The 16285-nt window shown below is 42.6% G+C and carries 16 protein-coding genes; 7 read left to right on the plus strand and 9 right to left on the minus strand.

The features are described from left to right. Window positions 1-648 (plus strand): tRNA isopentenyl-2-thiomethyl-A-37 hydroxylase MiaE (miaE, locus tag NWQ57_RS08705; protein WP_306021758.1); only part of this gene is annotated, 648 nt, incomplete at its 5' end. 52 nt (window positions 649-700) lie between these two features. Here miaE and NWQ57_RS08710 read toward each other — a convergent pair. Then, complete coding sequence (locus NWQ57_RS08710; RefSeq protein ID WP_306021759.1) at window positions 701-1309, minus strand: FlgO family outer membrane protein; 609 nt, start codon at window positions 1307-1309, stop codon at window positions 701-703. A gap of 534 nt (window positions 1310-1843) precedes the next feature. Here NWQ57_RS08710 and NWQ57_RS08715 point away from each other — a divergent pair. Further along, a complete protein-coding gene (locus NWQ57_RS08715; protein ID WP_306021760.1) occupies window positions 1844-2395 on the plus strand; it encodes an NAD(P)H nitroreductase in 552 nt (183 codons plus the stop codon). A 60-nt stretch (window positions 2396-2455) separates the two neighbouring features. On the opposite strand, the gene NWQ57_RS08720 is transcribed toward NWQ57_RS08715, so the two are convergent. The 3 genes from NWQ57_RS08720 to NWQ57_RS08730 all read right to left on the minus strand — a co-directional run bounded on the left by NWQ57_RS08720 (window position 2456) and on the right by NWQ57_RS08730 (window position 5249). Then, on the minus strand, window positions 2456-3805 hold the full coding sequence (locus tag NWQ57_RS08720) for a DEAD/DEAH box helicase (RefSeq protein ID WP_306021761.1): 1350 nt from the start codon (window positions 3803-3805) through the stop codon (window positions 2456-2458). Between the two features lie 67 nt (window positions 3806-3872). Further along, entirely contained in the window at window positions 3873-4529 is a 657-nt protein-coding gene (locus NWQ57_RS08725) for a CoA transferase subunit B (RefSeq protein ID WP_306021762.1), read from the minus strand. A 15-nt stretch (window positions 4530-4544) separates the two neighbouring features. Further along, the gene (locus tag NWQ57_RS08730; RefSeq protein ID WP_306021763.1) at window positions 4545-5249 is read right to left on the minus strand and encodes a CoA transferase subunit A; all 705 of its coding nucleotides are present in this window, start codon (window positions 5247-5249) and stop codon (window positions 4545-4547) included. A gap of 101 nt (window positions 5250-5350) precedes the next feature. Here NWQ57_RS08730 and NWQ57_RS08735 point away from each other — a divergent pair, with 101 nt between their 5' ends. After that, a complete protein-coding gene (locus tag NWQ57_RS08735) occupies window positions 5351-6247 on the plus strand; it encodes a LysR family transcriptional regulator (RefSeq protein WP_306021764.1) in 897 nt (298 codons plus the stop codon). Between the two features lie 10 nt (window positions 6248-6257). Here NWQ57_RS08735 and NWQ57_RS08740 read toward each other — a convergent pair whose 3' ends face one another. Together NWQ57_RS08740 and NWQ57_RS08745 are read right to left on the minus strand one after the other, a co-directional pair. Further along, a complete protein-coding gene (locus tag NWQ57_RS08740) occupies window positions 6258-7022 on the minus strand; it encodes a hypothetical protein (RefSeq protein ID WP_306021765.1) in 765 nt (254 codons plus the stop codon). A gap of 64 nt (window positions 7023-7086) precedes the next feature. Further along, window positions 7087-7779: a sensor histidine kinase KdpD gene (locus tag NWQ57_RS08745; protein ID WP_306021766.1), complete on the minus strand. Its 693-nt coding sequence runs from the start codon at window positions 7777-7779 to the stop codon at window positions 7087-7089. Window positions 7780-8027: 248 nt separating this feature from the next. Here NWQ57_RS08745 and cysB point away from each other — a divergent pair, with 248 nt between their 5' ends. After that, the gene (gene cysB, locus NWQ57_RS08750; RefSeq protein ID WP_306021767.1) at window positions 8028-9002 is read left to right on the plus strand and encodes an HTH-type transcriptional regulator CysB; all 975 of its coding nucleotides are present in this window, start codon (window positions 8028-8030) and stop codon (window positions 9000-9002) included. A gap of 151 nt (window positions 9003-9153) precedes the next feature. Here cysB and NWQ57_RS08755 read toward each other — a convergent pair whose 3' ends face one another. The 3 genes from NWQ57_RS08755 to pabB form a co-directional block, all read right to left on the minus strand. After that, window positions 9154-10527 carry an L-serine ammonia-lyase gene (locus tag NWQ57_RS08755; RefSeq protein WP_306021768.1) on the minus strand — a complete coding sequence of 458 codons (1374 nt, stop codon included), beginning with the start codon at window positions 10525-10527 and terminating at the stop codon, window positions 9154-9156. 114 nt (window positions 10528-10641) lie between these two features. Beyond that, entirely contained in the window at window positions 10642-11217 is a 576-nt protein-coding gene (locus NWQ57_RS08760) for a CoA pyrophosphatase (RefSeq protein ID WP_306021769.1), read from the minus strand. A gap of 31 nt (window positions 11218-11248) precedes the next feature. Further along, the gene (pabB, locus tag NWQ57_RS08765) at window positions 11249-12652 is read right to left on the minus strand and encodes an aminodeoxychorismate synthase component I (protein ID WP_306021770.1); all 1404 of its coding nucleotides are present in this window, start codon (window positions 12650-12652) and stop codon (window positions 11249-11251) included. A gap of 181 nt (window positions 12653-12833) precedes the next feature. On the opposite strand from pabB, the gene NWQ57_RS08770 reads away from it, so the two are divergent. The 3 genes from NWQ57_RS08770 to NWQ57_RS08780 all read left to right on the plus strand — a co-directional run. Next, window positions 12834-14351 carry a fumarate hydratase gene (locus tag NWQ57_RS08770; protein ID WP_306021771.1) on the plus strand — a complete coding sequence of 506 codons (1518 nt, stop codon included), beginning with the start codon at window positions 12834-12836 and terminating at the stop codon, window positions 14349-14351. A 96-nt stretch (window positions 14352-14447) separates the two neighbouring features. Beyond that, window positions 14448-15929 carry a DNA recombination protein RmuC gene (gene rmuC, locus NWQ57_RS08775; RefSeq protein ID WP_306021772.1) on the plus strand — a complete coding sequence of 494 codons (1482 nt, stop codon included), beginning with the start codon at window positions 14448-14450 and terminating at the stop codon, window positions 15927-15929. Window positions 15930-16038: 109 nt separating this feature from the next. Continuing rightward, a partial coding sequence (locus NWQ57_RS08780; RefSeq protein ID WP_306021773.1) for a divalent metal cation transporter occupies window positions 16039-16285 on the plus strand: 247 nt, incomplete at its 3' end.

The following is a 16285-nucleotide window of genomic DNA, read 5'->3' on the forward strand; positions in this document are numbered from 1 at the left end:
CTTAAAGCCGCGCAGACAGCCTTGTTCTTAATTCGTCGGTATGCGGTTGATAAGAGCAATGGCGAGGCTTTGTTGGCTTGGTTAAAACCCTATGAAGACTTTGTTTATCGACGTGATTTTGAAGGCAGTTTTACTGGCAAACATTCTGGATTGTCAAAAGCGATTAAAGCCCGTGACGATGTGAGCTTTGGTGCAGATTTAGTGGATAAAATGGTGTTACTGATAAAAGAAGAGTTGCATCATTTTCAGCAGGTGTTAGATATTATGACGGCTAGGGGGATTGAATACACGAATGTCAGGGCTGGGCGATACGCGAAAGGAATGATGAAACATGTACGTACCCATGAGCCAGCGGCATTAATTGATAAATTAATTTGTGGTGCATATATAGAAGCCCGTTCTTGCGAACGTTTTGCTAAATTAGCGCCCTATTTGGATGATGAACTAAACAAATTTTATGTGTCTTTACTACGCTCTGAAGCTCGGCATTTTCAAGATTATTTAGACTTAGCAGATAGAATTTCCGGCCAAGATATTAGTGAGCGAGTTAAGTTTTTTGGCTCCATAGAAACTCAGCTGATTGAAGATCCCGACGATGCATTTCGATTTCACAGTGGCGCACCCATGCCGCTTATTGCTGCTACATAAACCTTATCAATTGTACACTTTCAATCGTGCTGTTGATGGTCGATATTAAGGCTTAATAGGCAGCGCGATAAATATGATTATTTTTTAAACTGACTTTCGTTTTACTCCACATGGCATCTGCAGGAATGTAGTCTGTGGCGGCCGCTACTACTTTGTTTGATGGCACCTCGATCAGCCTCAAGTTTACCATAGTGCTCTCTTCCATTGCGGTATAGGTGCCGGTTAGAAAATAGTCTGCATTCACTTGCGAGTTTAACGTTTCAATGTCTCTGCTTAACATCACGTCATGTTGACTGCCAATTTTAATCGAGGGCATGGTTTTGTATTCAATTACGCTTAATCCTGCTTGTGTGACCAAAGTGAGCAGGCTCTCCTGTATTTGTAGGCCAAATTGTGGGTCAGCTGGCAGATTATTTCCGCTTTTTAAGGTAGAAGGTAAAATTGTGCCGACAGCAATGGATTTTTTCTGATCAATATTATTGGACGTTGCCAACAGTTGCCGAGTGAGTTGCTCTACGTAAAAGTGCATAAATTGCGGCTTAGGCGTGTTTGAGTCTTGTTGTTGACCTTGGTTTGAACTGGTTTCGGCGCCATCAAAGCGTAAATTTGAACAGCCTTGCAAGATAGATGCAGCGATGAATAGTAAGAAAAAGTTTTGCATTAGTGGTGTTACTCAACAAAAAAGCCATGAATGTTTTTCTATAGCAATATGCGTGCGAGATTTACCTAAGCGTCATAATAATCAGATGTTATCTGAAATTTTTTTACTTCAAAGGTTTTCTTAACCTTCAAGTGAGTCTAATTGGTAGAAAGCATGCATATTGTACGTTTTTACAAACTGTGGCAAAAAGCCCTAGATAAAACCCTCGTGCTAGAGGGGGCATCTTAATTATTTAGGCTCTACCTCGCACTATAACAAGCTGATTGGTTTTAATATAATAGTGGAGTGGTTTGGTAACGGTCAGTACGGTGTGGGTTTACCTCTTCCAACTTTAATGGCGTTAAGTTTGCGGCTTGTTACTCCATTATGCTGCAGTCGTTATTTTTCACTGAGGCGGTCGATAAGTCAGTGCCGATTATTTGTTAAGAAAGGATGTGCGGTAGTTTTCCTCCATAGATGTTGAATTTTGTTTGATCGACAGCGTCTTACTCCTCATACTTATTAGTGTAACGCTTAGCTTTATTGGGAGTTTTTATGCAAGCTTTGGATTTATTACTCAACAGAACATCGCAGCCACGATTGCAAAAACCGGCGCCTAATGAGCAAGAACTGCAAAATATTATTCACGCAGCGATGCGCGTGCCAGACCATGCGAGCTTAACGCCTTGGAAGTTTGTAGTGTGTCAAGAGGCTGGTTTAACACGCTTAGGTAATGTATTTGAACAAGCTGCACTTGATGAGCAACTCAGTGAAAAAGAAGTGCTTCGAGCTCCACAATTGCCGCTTAGAGCGCCTATGGTTATCGCTGTTATTGCTCAAATACAAGAACATGAAAAGGTACCGTGGGTCGAACAAGTCGCTTCTGCAAGTTGTGCTGCTTACGCGATGCAGTTAGCGGCTAAAGCACAGGGTTACGACAATGTATGGCGCACGGGTATATATGCGCAAAGTAAAGTCGTGAAAGACGCTTTTGGTTTAAAAGAGCAAGACGAAATCGTTGGTTTTTTATATGTTGGCACCAGTAATGCCGATCCTATTAGTCGACCTTCCAAAAGCAGTTTTGATTTTACTGAGCACTGGAACTGAGCGCGAGCGATACACGATTAAGAAAAAGGCGGATTATCCTGTTGGTTAATCCGCCTTTTTTTATTCTTCTTCGTCGTCTTGTTCAATGTCTTCGACTTTCGCTCTGGGTTTACGTTTTGGTGGGGTAAGCCCTGCATCAACACCTTGCATCGTATTTACCCGTTTTTGCGCAGGTCTTGCTGCCTTTTTCTGCTCGCTTTGAACTGATTTTTTAGTGGGATCGTGTGGACCTAAAGCGGCTTTGGCTTTAGGCACCCGTGGACCCTTAAATTTAGCGACGAGGCCTTCTATTTCGCTCAATTCAATGCTCTGATTTAACAAGCCTTTAATTTCCACAAAGCTAGACCAATCTTTTGGGCCAATAAACGATACTGCTTGGCCTTTGTTACCTGCACGGCCAGTACGACCAACTCGATGCACATATTCATCTGCCAATTTGGGCAAGTCAAAATTCACTACCAGAGAGACATTAAGGAGATCTAAGCCTCTGGAGGCAATATCAGTGGTAACTAGAATGTGTTGTTGGCCACGGCTAAACTCATTCATGATATTGCTGCGTTGTGATTGGCTTAAATCACCGCTTAGCGCGATGCTGTGCATACCTTGCTCGTTTAATAGGCTTGATAAACGTTCGGTATCAGTACGTGTAGCGGTAAAAATGATAATTTGACGATAGGTTTTCTCGGTAATGACTTTGCTCAGCAGTGCTTCTTTATGCCTCACGTTATCGGCAAAGTAGAAACGTTGTTGGATATCGGTATGTTCTTCACCGGACGAGCCAACGCTAATTCTTTGCGGCGCTTTGAGTAAGGTTTGCGTGAGGTGATGTAACTCGGCACTGTCTAAAGTGGCAGAAAACATCATGGTTTGGCGTTTTCTGTGATCGGCTGCTTTGTCGATCAATTTTAATTGAGGAGCAAAACCTAAATCGAGCATGCGATCAGCTTCATCCATTATCAGAAGTTCTAAACCATTTAAATATAAAGACTTGCCGGCAATGTGGTCTGCAATTCGTCCAGCCGTACCCACAATAAAATGCGGGTAGTGTTTTAACGCTTTCACTTGGTCATTAAAATTCTCGCCACCTAAAACCAATGCAGCTCGCAGCGATTGCTTGCCCAACAAGCCCTTTAATTGCAGAAACACCTGTTTCGCTAGCTCGCGAGTAGGCGCTAAGATTAATACTCTTGGATCTCTGCGACTTAATGCCGGTTTGGTTAATGCGCGGTGAACCGCTGGTAATAAAAACGCTAAGGTTTTGCCTGAGCCTGTTTTAGATGAGGCGATAAGGTCACGGCCCATTAAGCCATAAGGGATAGCAAGTTGTTGGATCTCAGTCGGTTCGGTTAGGCCTTTGAGATCCAATGCTTTTAATAATGAATGGTGCAGCGGTAAGTCAGTAAATTGCAAAAGATCTATCTCTATATCGTCAATATTGCAATTATACTCAGCAAACGCCCCTTAGGGGGAGCTAATTTTACACTTGCATCTCTGGGGTGGTCTCTTTCACTATTAATTTGCCAGCAGTTTTACTAACGATTTCTTCCACTGACACACCAGGTGCTCGTTCGAGTAGATGAAATGCGCCGTCTTTTACCTCTAGTACCGCTAAATCAGTGATAATACGATTAATACAATTAACCCCAGTTAGCGGTAACGTGCAGGCTTCAAGTAATTTCGAATTACCATGTTTATCGGCGTGGGTCATGGTGACAATAATATTGCGCGCACCAGCCACTAGATCCATTGCTCCGCCCATACCTTTAATTAGTTTGCCGGGAATCATCCACGATGCAATATTACCTTGGCTATCGACTTCAAAGGCACCGAGTACGGTCAAGTCAACATGACCGCCACGGATCATGGCAAAACTTTCAGCTGAGCTAAAAATTGATGCGCCCGTGGCTGCAGTGACGGTTTCTTTACCGGCGTTGATCATGTCAGCATCAACTTGCTCTTCTGTGGGGTAAGCCCCCATTCCGAGTAAGCCATTTTCTGACTGTAACATCACCTCAATGCCTTTTGGTACATAGTTAGCTGCCAGAGTAGGGATGCCGATGCCAAGGTTAATGTAGTCTCCATCACAAAATTCTTGGGCGACACGTTTGGCGATTTGTTCTCTATTTAATGCCATTGGATTTACCTCTTTTTACAGTGATGAAGAAAGAACTTTGCGTTCAATGCGTTTTTCGAACTGACCCACAATAACGCGGTCAACGTAGATGCCTGGCGTATGAATTTGACTCGGTGATAGTTCACCGGGTTCGACAAGTTCTTCAACTTCCAGTACGGTAATTTTACCCGCTGTGGCAGCCATGGGGTTGAAGTTTTGTGCCGTATGGCGGTAAACACAGTTGCCATAACGGTCGGCCTTCCAAGCTTTTACAATGGCAAAGTCTCCGGTAATCGACTCTTCCATAATGTAGGGGCGGCCGTTAAATTCTCTGACTTCTTTGCCTTCGCTTACGGGGGTGCCGTACCCGGTGGCGGTATAGAAAGCCGGAATACCCGCACCACCTGCTCGCATTTTTTCAGCAAGAGTGCCTTGTGGGGTAAGTTCAACCTCAAGTTCGCCGTTGAGTAATTGCTGTTCAAACAAGGCATTCTCACCTACATAAGATGAAATCATTTTTTTGATTTGTTTTTGTTCAAGTAACAGACCCAAACCAAAACCGTCGACACCACAGTTATTCGATACTACGGTGAGTCCTGTCGTCCCCATGGTTTTTATTTGAGCGATTAAACCTTCAGGAATGCCGCATAGTCCAAAGCCACCGGCGATGATGGTCATGTTATTTTCTAAGCCCGCCATTGCTTCAGCGTATGAGTGAACAACTTTATTAAATCCAGCCATGTCGTGATCCAATTATTAATTTGTTAATACAGTGTAAATGCTAAAAAATAATAGTAAAATTAATTTAATGAGTGAATTGATAAATAAAATCTATTAATAAAATGAATATTTCTAATCGACAACTACAGGCCTTCATTTGTGTTGCTAAGTGTGCAACCTTTGCTGAAGCTGCTGAAAAAATGTTTATTACCCAACCTGCGTTATCAAGCGCGATTAAAAAAATGGAAACTGAACTGGGTGGTACCTTATTTACTCGCACCACCCGCAAGGTTGAACTCAGTCCTGAGGGCGCCGTATTTTTACCTGTTGCATTAAGATTGATGAATGACTGGGAGGAAGCTTTCGCTGACTTGCATACTCTATTTTCGTTGGGGCGAGGTAAATTAGCAATAGCTGCTATGCCGTCTTTTGCAGCCGGACAACTGCCAAAGATACTGCAGCTGTATCAAGTTCAGTTTCCCAATATCAAGTTATCCATAGCGGATATTGTTATGGAATCTGTCTATAAAGAAGTGCGCGAAGGAAGGGTAGAAATTGGCTTTACCTTTGAACACGAGCGCCAAGAAGGCACGATTTTCTTTCCGTTATTTACAGATCATTTTATGGTGATTTTTCCAAGTCAGCATCCTTTATCGAAGCTCGAAAATATTGAGTGGCAAGATATCGTGGCATATCCTTTTGTTGCGATGAATAAAGATTCAGCGATGCGCGGATGGATAGAGCGTCATGTGCAAGAGCTTGGCTTTAGTTTAAATGTGGTGGCCGAGGCTGGTCAATTAGCGACATTGGGACAATTTGTTAGCCATGGGCTAGGGGTGTCGGTGGTGCCATGTTTATGTAAACAACAGATGTTAGGCTCAGGTATGCATTCGCTAGAGTTAAAAAATAGTGGTTTGAGTAAACAGGTGGGCATGATTCAATCGAGTCGGCGAAATTTGTCTGCAGCAGGAGAGGCATTTTGGCAATGGGTAATAGACAATATTCAGTCTTTTCACTGAGTCTTATTGCCTACCATTTTTTCTTCTGGGCAAATAATTCATCGAGTTCATTACGCTCAGATTCTTGTTTCTTTTTGACGTCTTTACTATTGGCACTGCGCAATGAATCTTGTATACCACGCAATTGCTCTTCTAATTGGGCTTGACGAGTGATGGTATAATCATCTTGGTTTGGTTGGGCTGCTAAGGCGCCAATGGCTTTTTCTAAACATTGTCTGGCAGAGCCCATTTGATTGTTTTTAATGGCGACATCGCCCCGTCTAATCAGAGTATCGACGTTAGCGCGCAACTGTAAACGCTCAAGCAATTTATCCTCTTGCACAAATACACGGCTGTCTACTTTGCCCCGTTTAAATTCTGAACGTAGCACTGCGCGCATATTTTTAATACCACGAATAAACAGTACAACTTGCTTGTCGTTTTGTGGCAATTGGAAAGCGTCATCTGAGGGAGGTGCTTGTTCAACGTTTAAGGCCTTTAAAGTAGCTTCGTAGGATTTAATGCGTTCTTTTATATCCGTGGCGGTGGGCTGTAAATGCTCAATCATTTTAAGACTAAATAAGGTTCGACGCTGCAATATGTAAAGAAGACGCTGAGTCACTGGAATATGCTGAGCTGCCAAAAGCGTCGCTTCAGTGTCATCAACCAAAGACTTATGTTTGGCTAATTCATTGCGTCGTTCAAGCTCGACTTTATTGCGGTGTTGCTGGATTGCATTGACTACAACGGCAATCAAAACCAAGGCAATAATTAAAATGACTATTATAGGGAACACGTATTAATTCTCATTAAGGCTCATGCCTAAATATTGTTATTATCAATAGGTTATCGTAACAACCCTAGGGTAACTTTAGCGTAAATACGCTACCGCCTAATGATCCACCGTTTTCTAAGCTAATAGCGCCTTGCTTTTCATCTTTTGTATGTGCTTGCGCAATTAAGCGGGCAAAGAACAGGCCGAGTCCTGTTCTACCCTGACTAATATCAAAATGTTGCATGGTAATTTCCATCGCTGCCAACATCGATTCAGGATAGCCAGGGCCATCGTCTTCTACAGTAAAAACTAAGCTTTCATTTTCACTGTAAACCCGCAGCAAAATATTGTGCTTACTGTAACGCATTGCATTAATAAGCATGTCGTTAAGCAAGATACAGATTAAATCTGCATCAAAGAACCAAGCCAAATTGTCTGTCTGCTCTACTTTTAAATTAATTTTTTTGTGCTGTAAATAGCTTTCATTGGTTGCCAATATTTCATCAACTATATCTTCTAAATAGTGCTGATCGATATTTACCGGCAAACTGTTTAATCCTGCACGGTAAAGAGATAGAAGCTGAACTAGACCAGTATTCAATCTTGATGCTTCATAATGTGCAGATGCCAGATGATGAGCTGAAGTTTGGTTTTCATGGCCAATTGACTCAGATAAATCTTCAATAGATTGCATAAGCAAGCACAGTGAGTTTTTCATATCATGTACTGCTGAGGCTAGCACTGTGGCGAAATCTATGCTGTTGTCAGTATTTTTCATGGGCAAAATTAATTAATTTTCAGTTCGATGAATACACTAGCATATAACTGGAGTATTCTTGACATAACAACGATTTATACCATCTTTTAACATGAAAAGCGTTTTTCGTTGCTCTATTTTTAAAATTCAAAATAAATTATTTAAGAATAAATAGGGTGATTTGTTAAAATAATATGGAATTCATTTTGTCGTCGTTATATAACCTTTAAGTATAAAGAATCCCCGCAGGTCAACAGCAAGGCTCCGCCATGAAATTACAACAACTTCGATATATCGTTGAGGTCTTAAACAATAACCTCAATGTTTCCGCCACAGCAGAAAGCTTATATACCTCTCAGCCCGGTATTAGTAAGCAAGTTAGGATGTTGGAGGACGAACTTGGTGTACAGATTTTTGGCCGTAGCGGTAAACACCTGACGCATGTGACGGATGCAGGCCAAGACGTTATTAATATTTCACGAGAAATTCTGGCCAAAGTAGAAAGTATCAAAGCGGTATCGCGTGAGCATACGCTGCCTGATCAAGGTAAGTTAAATATTGCCACGACCCACACTCAAGCACGTTACGCCTTGCCTGATGTGATTAAAGGGTTCATGAACAAATACAGCCGCGTTTCACTGCACATGCATCAGGGCACGCCGTCACAGATTAGTGATTTGGCCGCTAAAGGCGAAGCTGATTTCGCTATTGCAACCGAAGCTTTGCATTTATATAACGATTTGGTGATGTTGCCATGTTACCACTGGAACCGCAGTATCATCGTGAATCGCGATCACCCGCTTGCCAAAAAAACCACGATTGAAATTGAAGACATCGCCAAATACCCGCTGGTGACCTACGTTTTTGGCTTTACTGGTCGGTCAGAACTGGATCATGCTTTTAGTAAAGCAGGCCTTGATCCAAAAATTGTCTTCACTGCAACGGATGCAGACGTTATCAAAACCTATGTCCGTTTAGGTGTGGGTATTGGTGTTATCGCGTCTATGGCGGTCGATGAAAAATTAGATTCTGATTTGGTTAAAATCGATGCAAGTCACCTATTTGAATACAGTACGACTAAAATCGGTTTCAGAAAAGGTTCGTTCTTGCGCAGTTATATGTATGATTTTATTGAACGTTTTGCCCCTCATTTAACAAAATCAGTGGTAGAAAAAGCCATGATGTTGAAAAATAATGAAGAAGTAGAAAAAATGTTTAAAGGCTTAACGCTACCCGTTAAGTGAAAATAGCGTGTAGCCTGTCTTTTCGCCTAGTAAGCTAAAAGCAAAGAGTAAAACAGAAAACGGCGTCTTTGCTTAAAAAGACGCCGTTTTTCATTGCCTTAGCGTTATTATGTGTTGTTGAACCATGCTGCGCAGGGCTTCGCTACTTTTATCAACACTCAATAATATTAACTGCCAATCCACCACGAGCGGTTTCTTTGTATTTTGATTTCATATCATTGCCTGTATCCCACATGGTTTTGATCACTTTATCTAAAGATACTTTGTGTTGGCCGCTGCCTCTCAGTGCCAAGCGTGAAGCATTGATTGCCTTGATAGCACCCATGGCATTGCGCTCTATACAAGGAACTTGCACCAATCCACCAACAGGATCGCAAGTTAGGCCTAAGTTATGCTCCATGCCTATTTCGGCGGCATTTTCTACTGAATCCACAGAGCCGCCCAAAATTTCAGTAAGGGCGCCCGCAGCCATCGAACATGCAACACCCACTTCACCTTGACAGCCTACTTCGGCACCAGAAATTGACGCATTCTTTTTATATAAAATACCGATGGCCGCAGCGGTTAATAAATAGCGTGTGACAATTTCTTGGTCTACGGGTCTAACAAACTTGTTAAAGTAACAAAGCACGGCAGGAATAATCCCTGCCGCGCCATTGGTGGGCGCGGTAACAACACGGCCTCCGGCAGCGTTTTCCTCGTTAACCGCCAGCGCAAATAAATTCACCCAATCCATAGCAACCATAGGGTCAGCTGTTTGTTCACTTTGCAAACGACGATATAAACCTGGGGCGCGTCGTGTGACTTTTAAGCCGCCCGGCAATATGCCTTCGCTATTGATCCCCACTTGCACACACTCATACATGACCTGCCAAATGTGCCACAGCTTTTTGATGATTTCGGCTTTTGCTTGAAATACTTGCTCGTTTTTCATCATTAACGAACTGATGCTAAAGCCATTTTCTTTGCAAATAGACAGTAGCTCTGCGGCACTGGAAAAATCAAAAGGCACTTTTTGTTCTTCGTGTAAGAGGGCTGCTACTTTTTGCTCAGCGAAATCTTGTTCGCGAATGATAAAGCCGCCACCAATTGAAAAGTAAGTTTGTGAAAATAACACGTCCTTACCATGCATAGCGTGTATGGTCATACCATTGGCATGTTGTTTTAACGTTTTGCGACGATGAAAAATGACAGCTCCATCTGATGGAAAGTCAATGTATTTAAGACCATTGAGCAGTAAGGTCTGGCTCTGCTGGATGTCACTTAAGTAGCCATCTACGAGGGAGCTATCAATGGTTTCAGGTGCATGGCCTAGTAAACCTAAAATAACGGCTTTACCGGTTCCGTGGCCCTTACCGGTTTGGCCTAAAGAGCCAAACAACTCAGTTCTGACTTCGCTGGTTTTTTCCAATAGACCCGCTTCTTGTAAAGCGTCACAAAAAGCTTTTGCTGCGCGCATCGGGCCAACTGTATGAGAACTAGAGGGGCCGATACCAATACTAAACATATCAAACACACTGATCATAAAATTTCTTCACATCCTTTAATTAACTAATTGTGCGCGGAATATGATGAGCCGACAATAACCTGCGCAATGACAAGGTGATAGTCGTTCAGCCCTAGGCGTAAAGAATAGTTGCTATTCAATGTAAAAGTGATTGGTTAAATTGCGTATAAAAGCAGCTGTTGCCCCCCAAATGTTTTTATCTTGCCAGGGAATAAAATAAACAGGGTAATGGGCGTTTTTACGTTTAACCCAATGAATAAGATGATTATTTTGATCCAATAAATAGCTTAGCGGTACTTCAAAAGTTTGTGCTACTTCATTATGATCAAGTAGCAATTGAATGGGCGGCTGAACAAAACCGATGAAAGGCACAACCTCATAACGACTAATGGTGCGATACAGGGGCAACTGGCCGATAATTTCTACTTGCTCAGGAAAAATACCAATCTCTTCGTAGGTTTCACGCAGCGCTGTGTGGAGTAAATTTTTATCGGTGGGTTCTTGTTTGCCTCCTGGGAAACTGATCTGTCCACCATGGTGTTTTAAATGAGCAGCACGCACGGTAAAAATCACGTTTAAACTGTCGGGATATTCAACTATCGGAATAAGAACAGAGGCAGGGCGCCCGGCCTCTTTTAAAGGAAAGTCGTGTTCAGCGGTCACTTGTCTGATATGGTGAAATTGATTGAGAAACTGCTGCTTATTCATCACATACTAACTTCAATGATTATGCCTTACCTTACTCTAAGCTGGCGAGTATAGGCAATATTTTTGCAACTTTATCAAGGCTCTCTTGGTATTCATCTCCAGGCACTGAGTCAAGCACAATACCGCCACCTGCCCAGCAATAAATGTTACCGTTTTCGCACAACAAGGTGCGAATACAAATACTGGTGTCCATATCCTCACGAAAGCCAAAATAGCCGATACTGCCGCAGTAAATATTGCGTTCATTAGGCTCAAGTTTATTGATGATTTGCATGGCCCTAATTTTGGGAGCGCCAGTGATTGAGCCGCCTGGAAATGCACCTTGAAAAAGGGCGTAGATGGAGCTGTCGTTGGCTAATTCACCTGTGACCGTGCTGACCAAGTGGTGCACGGCAGCAAAGCTTTCTATTTCAAACAACTTAGGTACTTTTACTGTATGAGGCTTGCAATGCTTACTTAAATCGTTTCGTAAGAGATCGACAATCATCAAATTTTCTGCGCGGTCTTTGTCGGCGCTTAGTAACTGGTCAATTGATTGTTGATCAATTACAGGATCGGCTGAGCGTGGCCTAGTACCTTTGATTGGCTTAGTCTCAACGTGGCCATTTTTAACCGCCAAAAATCGCTCGGGCGAAATACTTAAAATGCAGCATTCTGGTAAGCGAATAAACGCTGAAAAGGGCGCATTGTTGGCTTCAGTAAGTGCCAAATACGCGTGCCATTCATCACCTTCATAGTGTGCATTAAAACGTTGAGCAAAATTAATCTGGTAGCAATCTCCAGCGCGCAGATATTCATCAACTTGCTGCAATTGATCTTTATAAAATTCAGAGGTCATGTTTGCTTGCCAATCCCCCGTTAATTTAAAAGAGGGTTTGCTACCTTCATTTTTCACTAATTGCTCAAAAAATAGCGGCTCAGGGTGAGGATAATGATCCGCAGCACAAAGATAAAATAAGCCGTTCACACGGTCTTTGATGACACTCCAAGTATAAATGCCTACTGCCATATCTGGCGCTTGGTAATCGGTAATTTTTTGCTTAGGTAAGTTTTCAAAACAGTGGCTTAAGTCATAACCAAAATAGCCTACCGCACCGATTAAAAAAGGCAGTTCAGCATACTGCTCATCTGTCGTGGGAATAAGGTTAAAGTACGCTTGCTGCAAGGTTTGAATAAGATGAAGAGGGTTGTCGTTGGTTTGATAGCTTACGTGGTCTTTTTGCCAAACCGTGTTTTGTTGCTGTTTGTTAATAATAGTGGCGACAGGGTTTGCCACCATAATATCGAAGCGGGCATCCATATGTTGGCTATTCGCAGAGTCAAGCAATACGGACCATGCTTGGCTTGAAAATGCGCTAAAAAGAGTGCTGAGCTTGACCGTTGAAGGAATTGCTAAGGGATAAATGGCCAATTTAGGCACTTGGGTTTGCAACATAAATTATTTCAATTACCTGAATATTAATTAAACAACACTATTACTTAGGGTAAACAAGTGTAGAGAGAATACTGAAAAGTGTTGATTTATCATGGAGCTAATTTTCTGCAGAGGTTATCATAACCTAAACCTGTGAACGACAATTGTTGTTCAATTCATCTTGGCATATTAAGAGGCAATTATGGCTGTTATTCGTCAGCAAGACTTTATCGATAGTATCGAAGATTCATTGCAATATATTTCTTACTACCACCCACTTGATTACATCAAAGCAGTTGAAAAAGCCTATGACAAAGAACAAAGTCAGGCGGCCAAAGACGCCATGGCGCAAATCTTAATTAACTCGCGCATGTCGGCTGAGGGCAAACGTCCTTTATGCCAAGACACCGGTATTGTAACCTGTTTTGTTAAAGTGGGTATGGCAGTGCAGTGGGATAAGACTGATTTAACAGTTCAAGAAATGGTTGATGAAGGTACGCGCAGGGCTTACTTAAATCCTGATAATCCTCTAAGAGCATCCATCGTTAGTGATCCCGCAGGTAAACGTACCAATACTAAAGACAATACGCCGGCAGTTGTGCATATTGATTTGGTGCCTGGCGCACATATCGAAGTGATGATCGCGGCCAAAGGCGGCGGCTCAGAAAACAAATCTAAGATGGTTATGCTAAACCCCAGTGATGATATTGCTGAGTGGGTAGTGAAAACATTGCCTACTATGGGCGCGGGTTGGTGTCCGCCAGGAATGTTAGGCATAGGTATTGGTGGCACGGCAGAAAAAGCCGGTGTGCTGGCCAAAGAAAGCTTAATGGATCCTGTTGATATTCACGAGTTGATGGAGCGCGGTGCGCAAACAACAGAAGAAAAACTCCGCTTAGATATATTCAAAAAAGTGAATGATCTGGGTATTGGCGCTCAAGGTTTGGGCGGTTTAACGACTGTGGTTGATATTAAAATCAAGTCAATGCCAACCCATGCGGCGTCAAAGCCAGTGGTGATGATCCCGAACTGTGCCGCAACTCGCCATGTGCATTTTCATCTTGATGGTTCTGGTCCTGCGTCTTTTGAGCCTCCGAAATTAGAAGACTGGCCAAAAGTGACATGGGAAGTAAGTAACGACACTCGTAGAGTGAATTTAGATACCGTTACCAAAGAAGATATCAAGCAATGGAAAGTCGGTGAGACGGTGCTGTTGTCTGGCAAGATGTTGACAGGCCGTGATGCTGCTCATAAACGTATTCAAACCATGATGGAAAATGGTGAAGGTTTGCCTGAAGGCGTTGATTTAACCAATCGTTTTATATATTACGTTGGGCCTGTTGATGCGGTAGGTTCTGAAGTGGTTGGACCCGCAGGTCCTACTACGGCTACCCGAATGGATAAATGGACTGACATGATGTTAGAAAAAACAGGCTTGATCGGCATGATAGGTAAGGCCGAGCGTGGTCCAGCAACCGTGAAAAGCATCGCTAAACATCAAGCTGTGTATTTAATGGCTGTGGGCGGCGCCGCTTATTTAGTGTCTAAGGCCATTAAAAAGTCTCGTGTAGTGGCCTTTGCAGATTTAGGAATGGAAGCCATTTATGAGTTTGAAGTGGAAGATATGCCAGTCACTGTTGCGGTTGATAGCACGGGCGCTAATGCCCATGAAACTGGCCCAGCTATTTGGAAAGTCAAAATTGCTGAAGCAAACGCGTAATTAGTTTTATTGTTTTTGCCCGAGTAAACCACTGTTGTTTCTCGGGCCTCTTTTCTTTGTTCTTGCTGTTTCTCCTTTTATTTAAAAGAGTCTTACATGCCACACTTACCTGCATCCACTGATCCCTTACTTTTTGTTTATCTCGCCGCGCTCGTGCTTCTCGGCTGTGTGCTTGGTGCGCTGGTTAAAGGTTTAATGGCTAAAAAGCACTTGGTAAATAGTTTGTCACAACAACGAACCTTAGCTGAGCAAGAAATACAGCACTTACAACATCAAATAAGCCAGCAAGATAAACAACTCGTTCTTTTGCTCGAACAGCAAAACCAAGCACGCAATCAGCAAATGCTTGACCAAAAACGATTAGGCCAGTTAAGCCAACAGGTTGAGCGCATGAGTCAGTTAGAGCATGAAAAACAGCAATGGCAACACCAATACCAGCAAGCAAATCAATTAGCTGCAGAGCTGCGTACTCAGCTTGAATCTCAAGCGGCGCGTTTTGAACAAGAGCAAATCGCCAGTCAAGAAAAACTGCAGTTGCTTGAGTCAGCTGAGCAGCGTTTGCAAGGTCAATTCGAGAATTTAGCCAATAAGATATTTGAGCAAAAACACGAAAAATTTAGTCAGGCCAGCAAAGCTGGCTTAGACAGTTTACTGTCGCCTTTAAAGGAGCAGATTGAGGGTTTTAAGCGTCAAGTCACCGATCAATATGTAAAAGAAGGGCAGGAGAGAGCCTCACTTAAAACCGAGATCATGGGGCTGAAAGAGTTAAATCTTCAGATCACCCAAGATGCGGCGGCGCTAACCAAAGCCCTAAAAGGCGATAACAAAACCCAAGGTAATTGGGGCGAAGTGGTGCTTGAACGTATACTCAAAGAATCAGGTCTGCGGGAAGGCCATGAATTTGACACGCAAGTTGCGTTAAAAAATGAAGCAGGTAAAAGTTATCAACCTGATGTAGTGGTGCATCTACCCAATGACAAAGATGTGGTGATTGACTCAAAAGTGTCTTTGGCGGCTTACGAACGTTATTTCAATCAACAAGACGATGAATTAGCGCGTGCATTACATTTAAAAGAACATGTGAATTCATTGCGCAGTCACATCAAAGAGTTGGGCAAAAAGGATTACCAAGACTTAAAAGGATTGCGCAGTTTGGATTACGTGCTGTTGTTTATCCCCATAGAATCGGCCTTTTTATTAGCGGCAGACCATGCGCCGGACATTCTTAAATTAGCCTTCGATAACAATATAATGTTGGTGAGCCCCACCAATTTATTGGTCGCCCTGCGCACCATAAATAACATTTGGCAGTATGAGTATCAAAATCAAAATGCTCAACTTATAGCTGAAAATGCCGCCAAACTTTATGATAAGTTTCATGGTTTTGTAACCGATATGGATAAGGTAGGTAAGGCGATAGAGTCCAGTCAGAAGAACTTTGATAGTGCCATGAATAAATTATCAACGGGCAAAGGTAACCTAATCAGGCAAACCGAGCAATTTAGAAAACTTGGCGTACAAACCAATAAAAAACTCGACAAACAACTGTTAGCGCAGGTAGACGATGATGAAGAGTGACTTAAGGCACGATAAACGATTGGCTAGTTAAAAATCTTATACTGTTATCGGCTTAGCGATAGTTGCATCACGTATTTTGTAGTTTGGCGCCTACTGTTGCATTGAATAAATGTTACTGGTTTTCGTCATATTGTTGGCGTTGGTGTTTATCGCGACATTTATCGCGGTGAAACCGGATTTATCCGCTTTATTGCAAGGCCAAACAAAGCCGCAAATTCATGCCGACAGTTTGCTAACGGCTATTGCCTTAATTGAAACCACTATCGTGTCTTACAATTTGCTTTTTCATGCATCAGCAATAAAGTCTAAGTGGCAATCAAGCAGTGAATTAAACGATGTCAGGCACGATACTGTTG

Origin of the sequence: Paraglaciecola sp. (assembly GCF_030730205.1) — a bacterium.
Classification (GTDB): Bacteria; Pseudomonadota; Gammaproteobacteria; order Enterobacterales; family Alteromonadaceae; genus Paraglaciecola.

Bases quoted from the DNA above. Each gene is read 5' to 3' on its own strand.
- NWQ57_RS08710 (WP_306021759.1), bottom strand. From the start codon at position 1,309: ATGCAAAACTTTTTCTTACTATTCATCGCTGCATCTATCTTGCAAGGC.
- NWQ57_RS08715 (WP_306021760.1), top strand. From the start codon at position 1,844: ATGCAAGCTTTGGATTTATTACTCAACAGAACATCGCAGCCACGATTG.
- NWQ57_RS08725 (WP_306021762.1), bottom strand. From the start codon at position 4,529: ATGGCATTAAATAGAGAACAAATCGCCAAACGTGTCGCCCAAGAATTT.
- NWQ57_RS08730 (WP_306021763.1), bottom strand. From the start codon at position 5,249: ATGGCTGGATTTAATAAAGTTGTTCACTCATACGCTGAAGCAATGGCG.
- NWQ57_RS08735 (WP_306021764.1), top strand. From the start codon at position 5,351: ATGAATATTTCTAATCGACAACTACAGGCCTTCATTTGTGTTGCTAAG.
- NWQ57_RS08745 (WP_306021766.1), bottom strand. From the start codon at position 7,779: ATGAAAAATACTGACAACAGCATAGATTTCGCCACAGTGCTAGCCTCA.
- cysB (WP_306021767.1), top strand. From the start codon at position 8,028: ATGAAATTACAACAACTTCGATATATCGTTGAGGTCTTAAACAATAAC.
- NWQ57_RS08755 (WP_306021768.1), bottom strand. From the start codon at position 10,527: ATGATCAGTGTGTTTGATATGTTTAGTATTGGTATCGGCCCCTCTAGT.
- NWQ57_RS08760 (WP_306021769.1), bottom strand. From the start codon at position 11,217: ATGAATAAGCAGCAGTTTCTCAATCAATTTCACCATATCAGACAAGTG.
- pabB (WP_306021770.1), bottom strand. From the start codon at position 12,652: ATGTTGCAAACCCAAGTGCCTAAATTGGCCATTTATCCCTTAGCAATT.
- NWQ57_RS08770 (WP_306021771.1), top strand. From the start codon at position 12,834: ATGGCTGTTATTCGTCAGCAAGACTTTATCGATAGTATCGAAGATTCA.
- rmuC (WP_306021772.1), top strand. From the start codon at position 14,448: ATGCCACACTTACCTGCATCCACTGATCCCTTACTTTTTGTTTATCTC.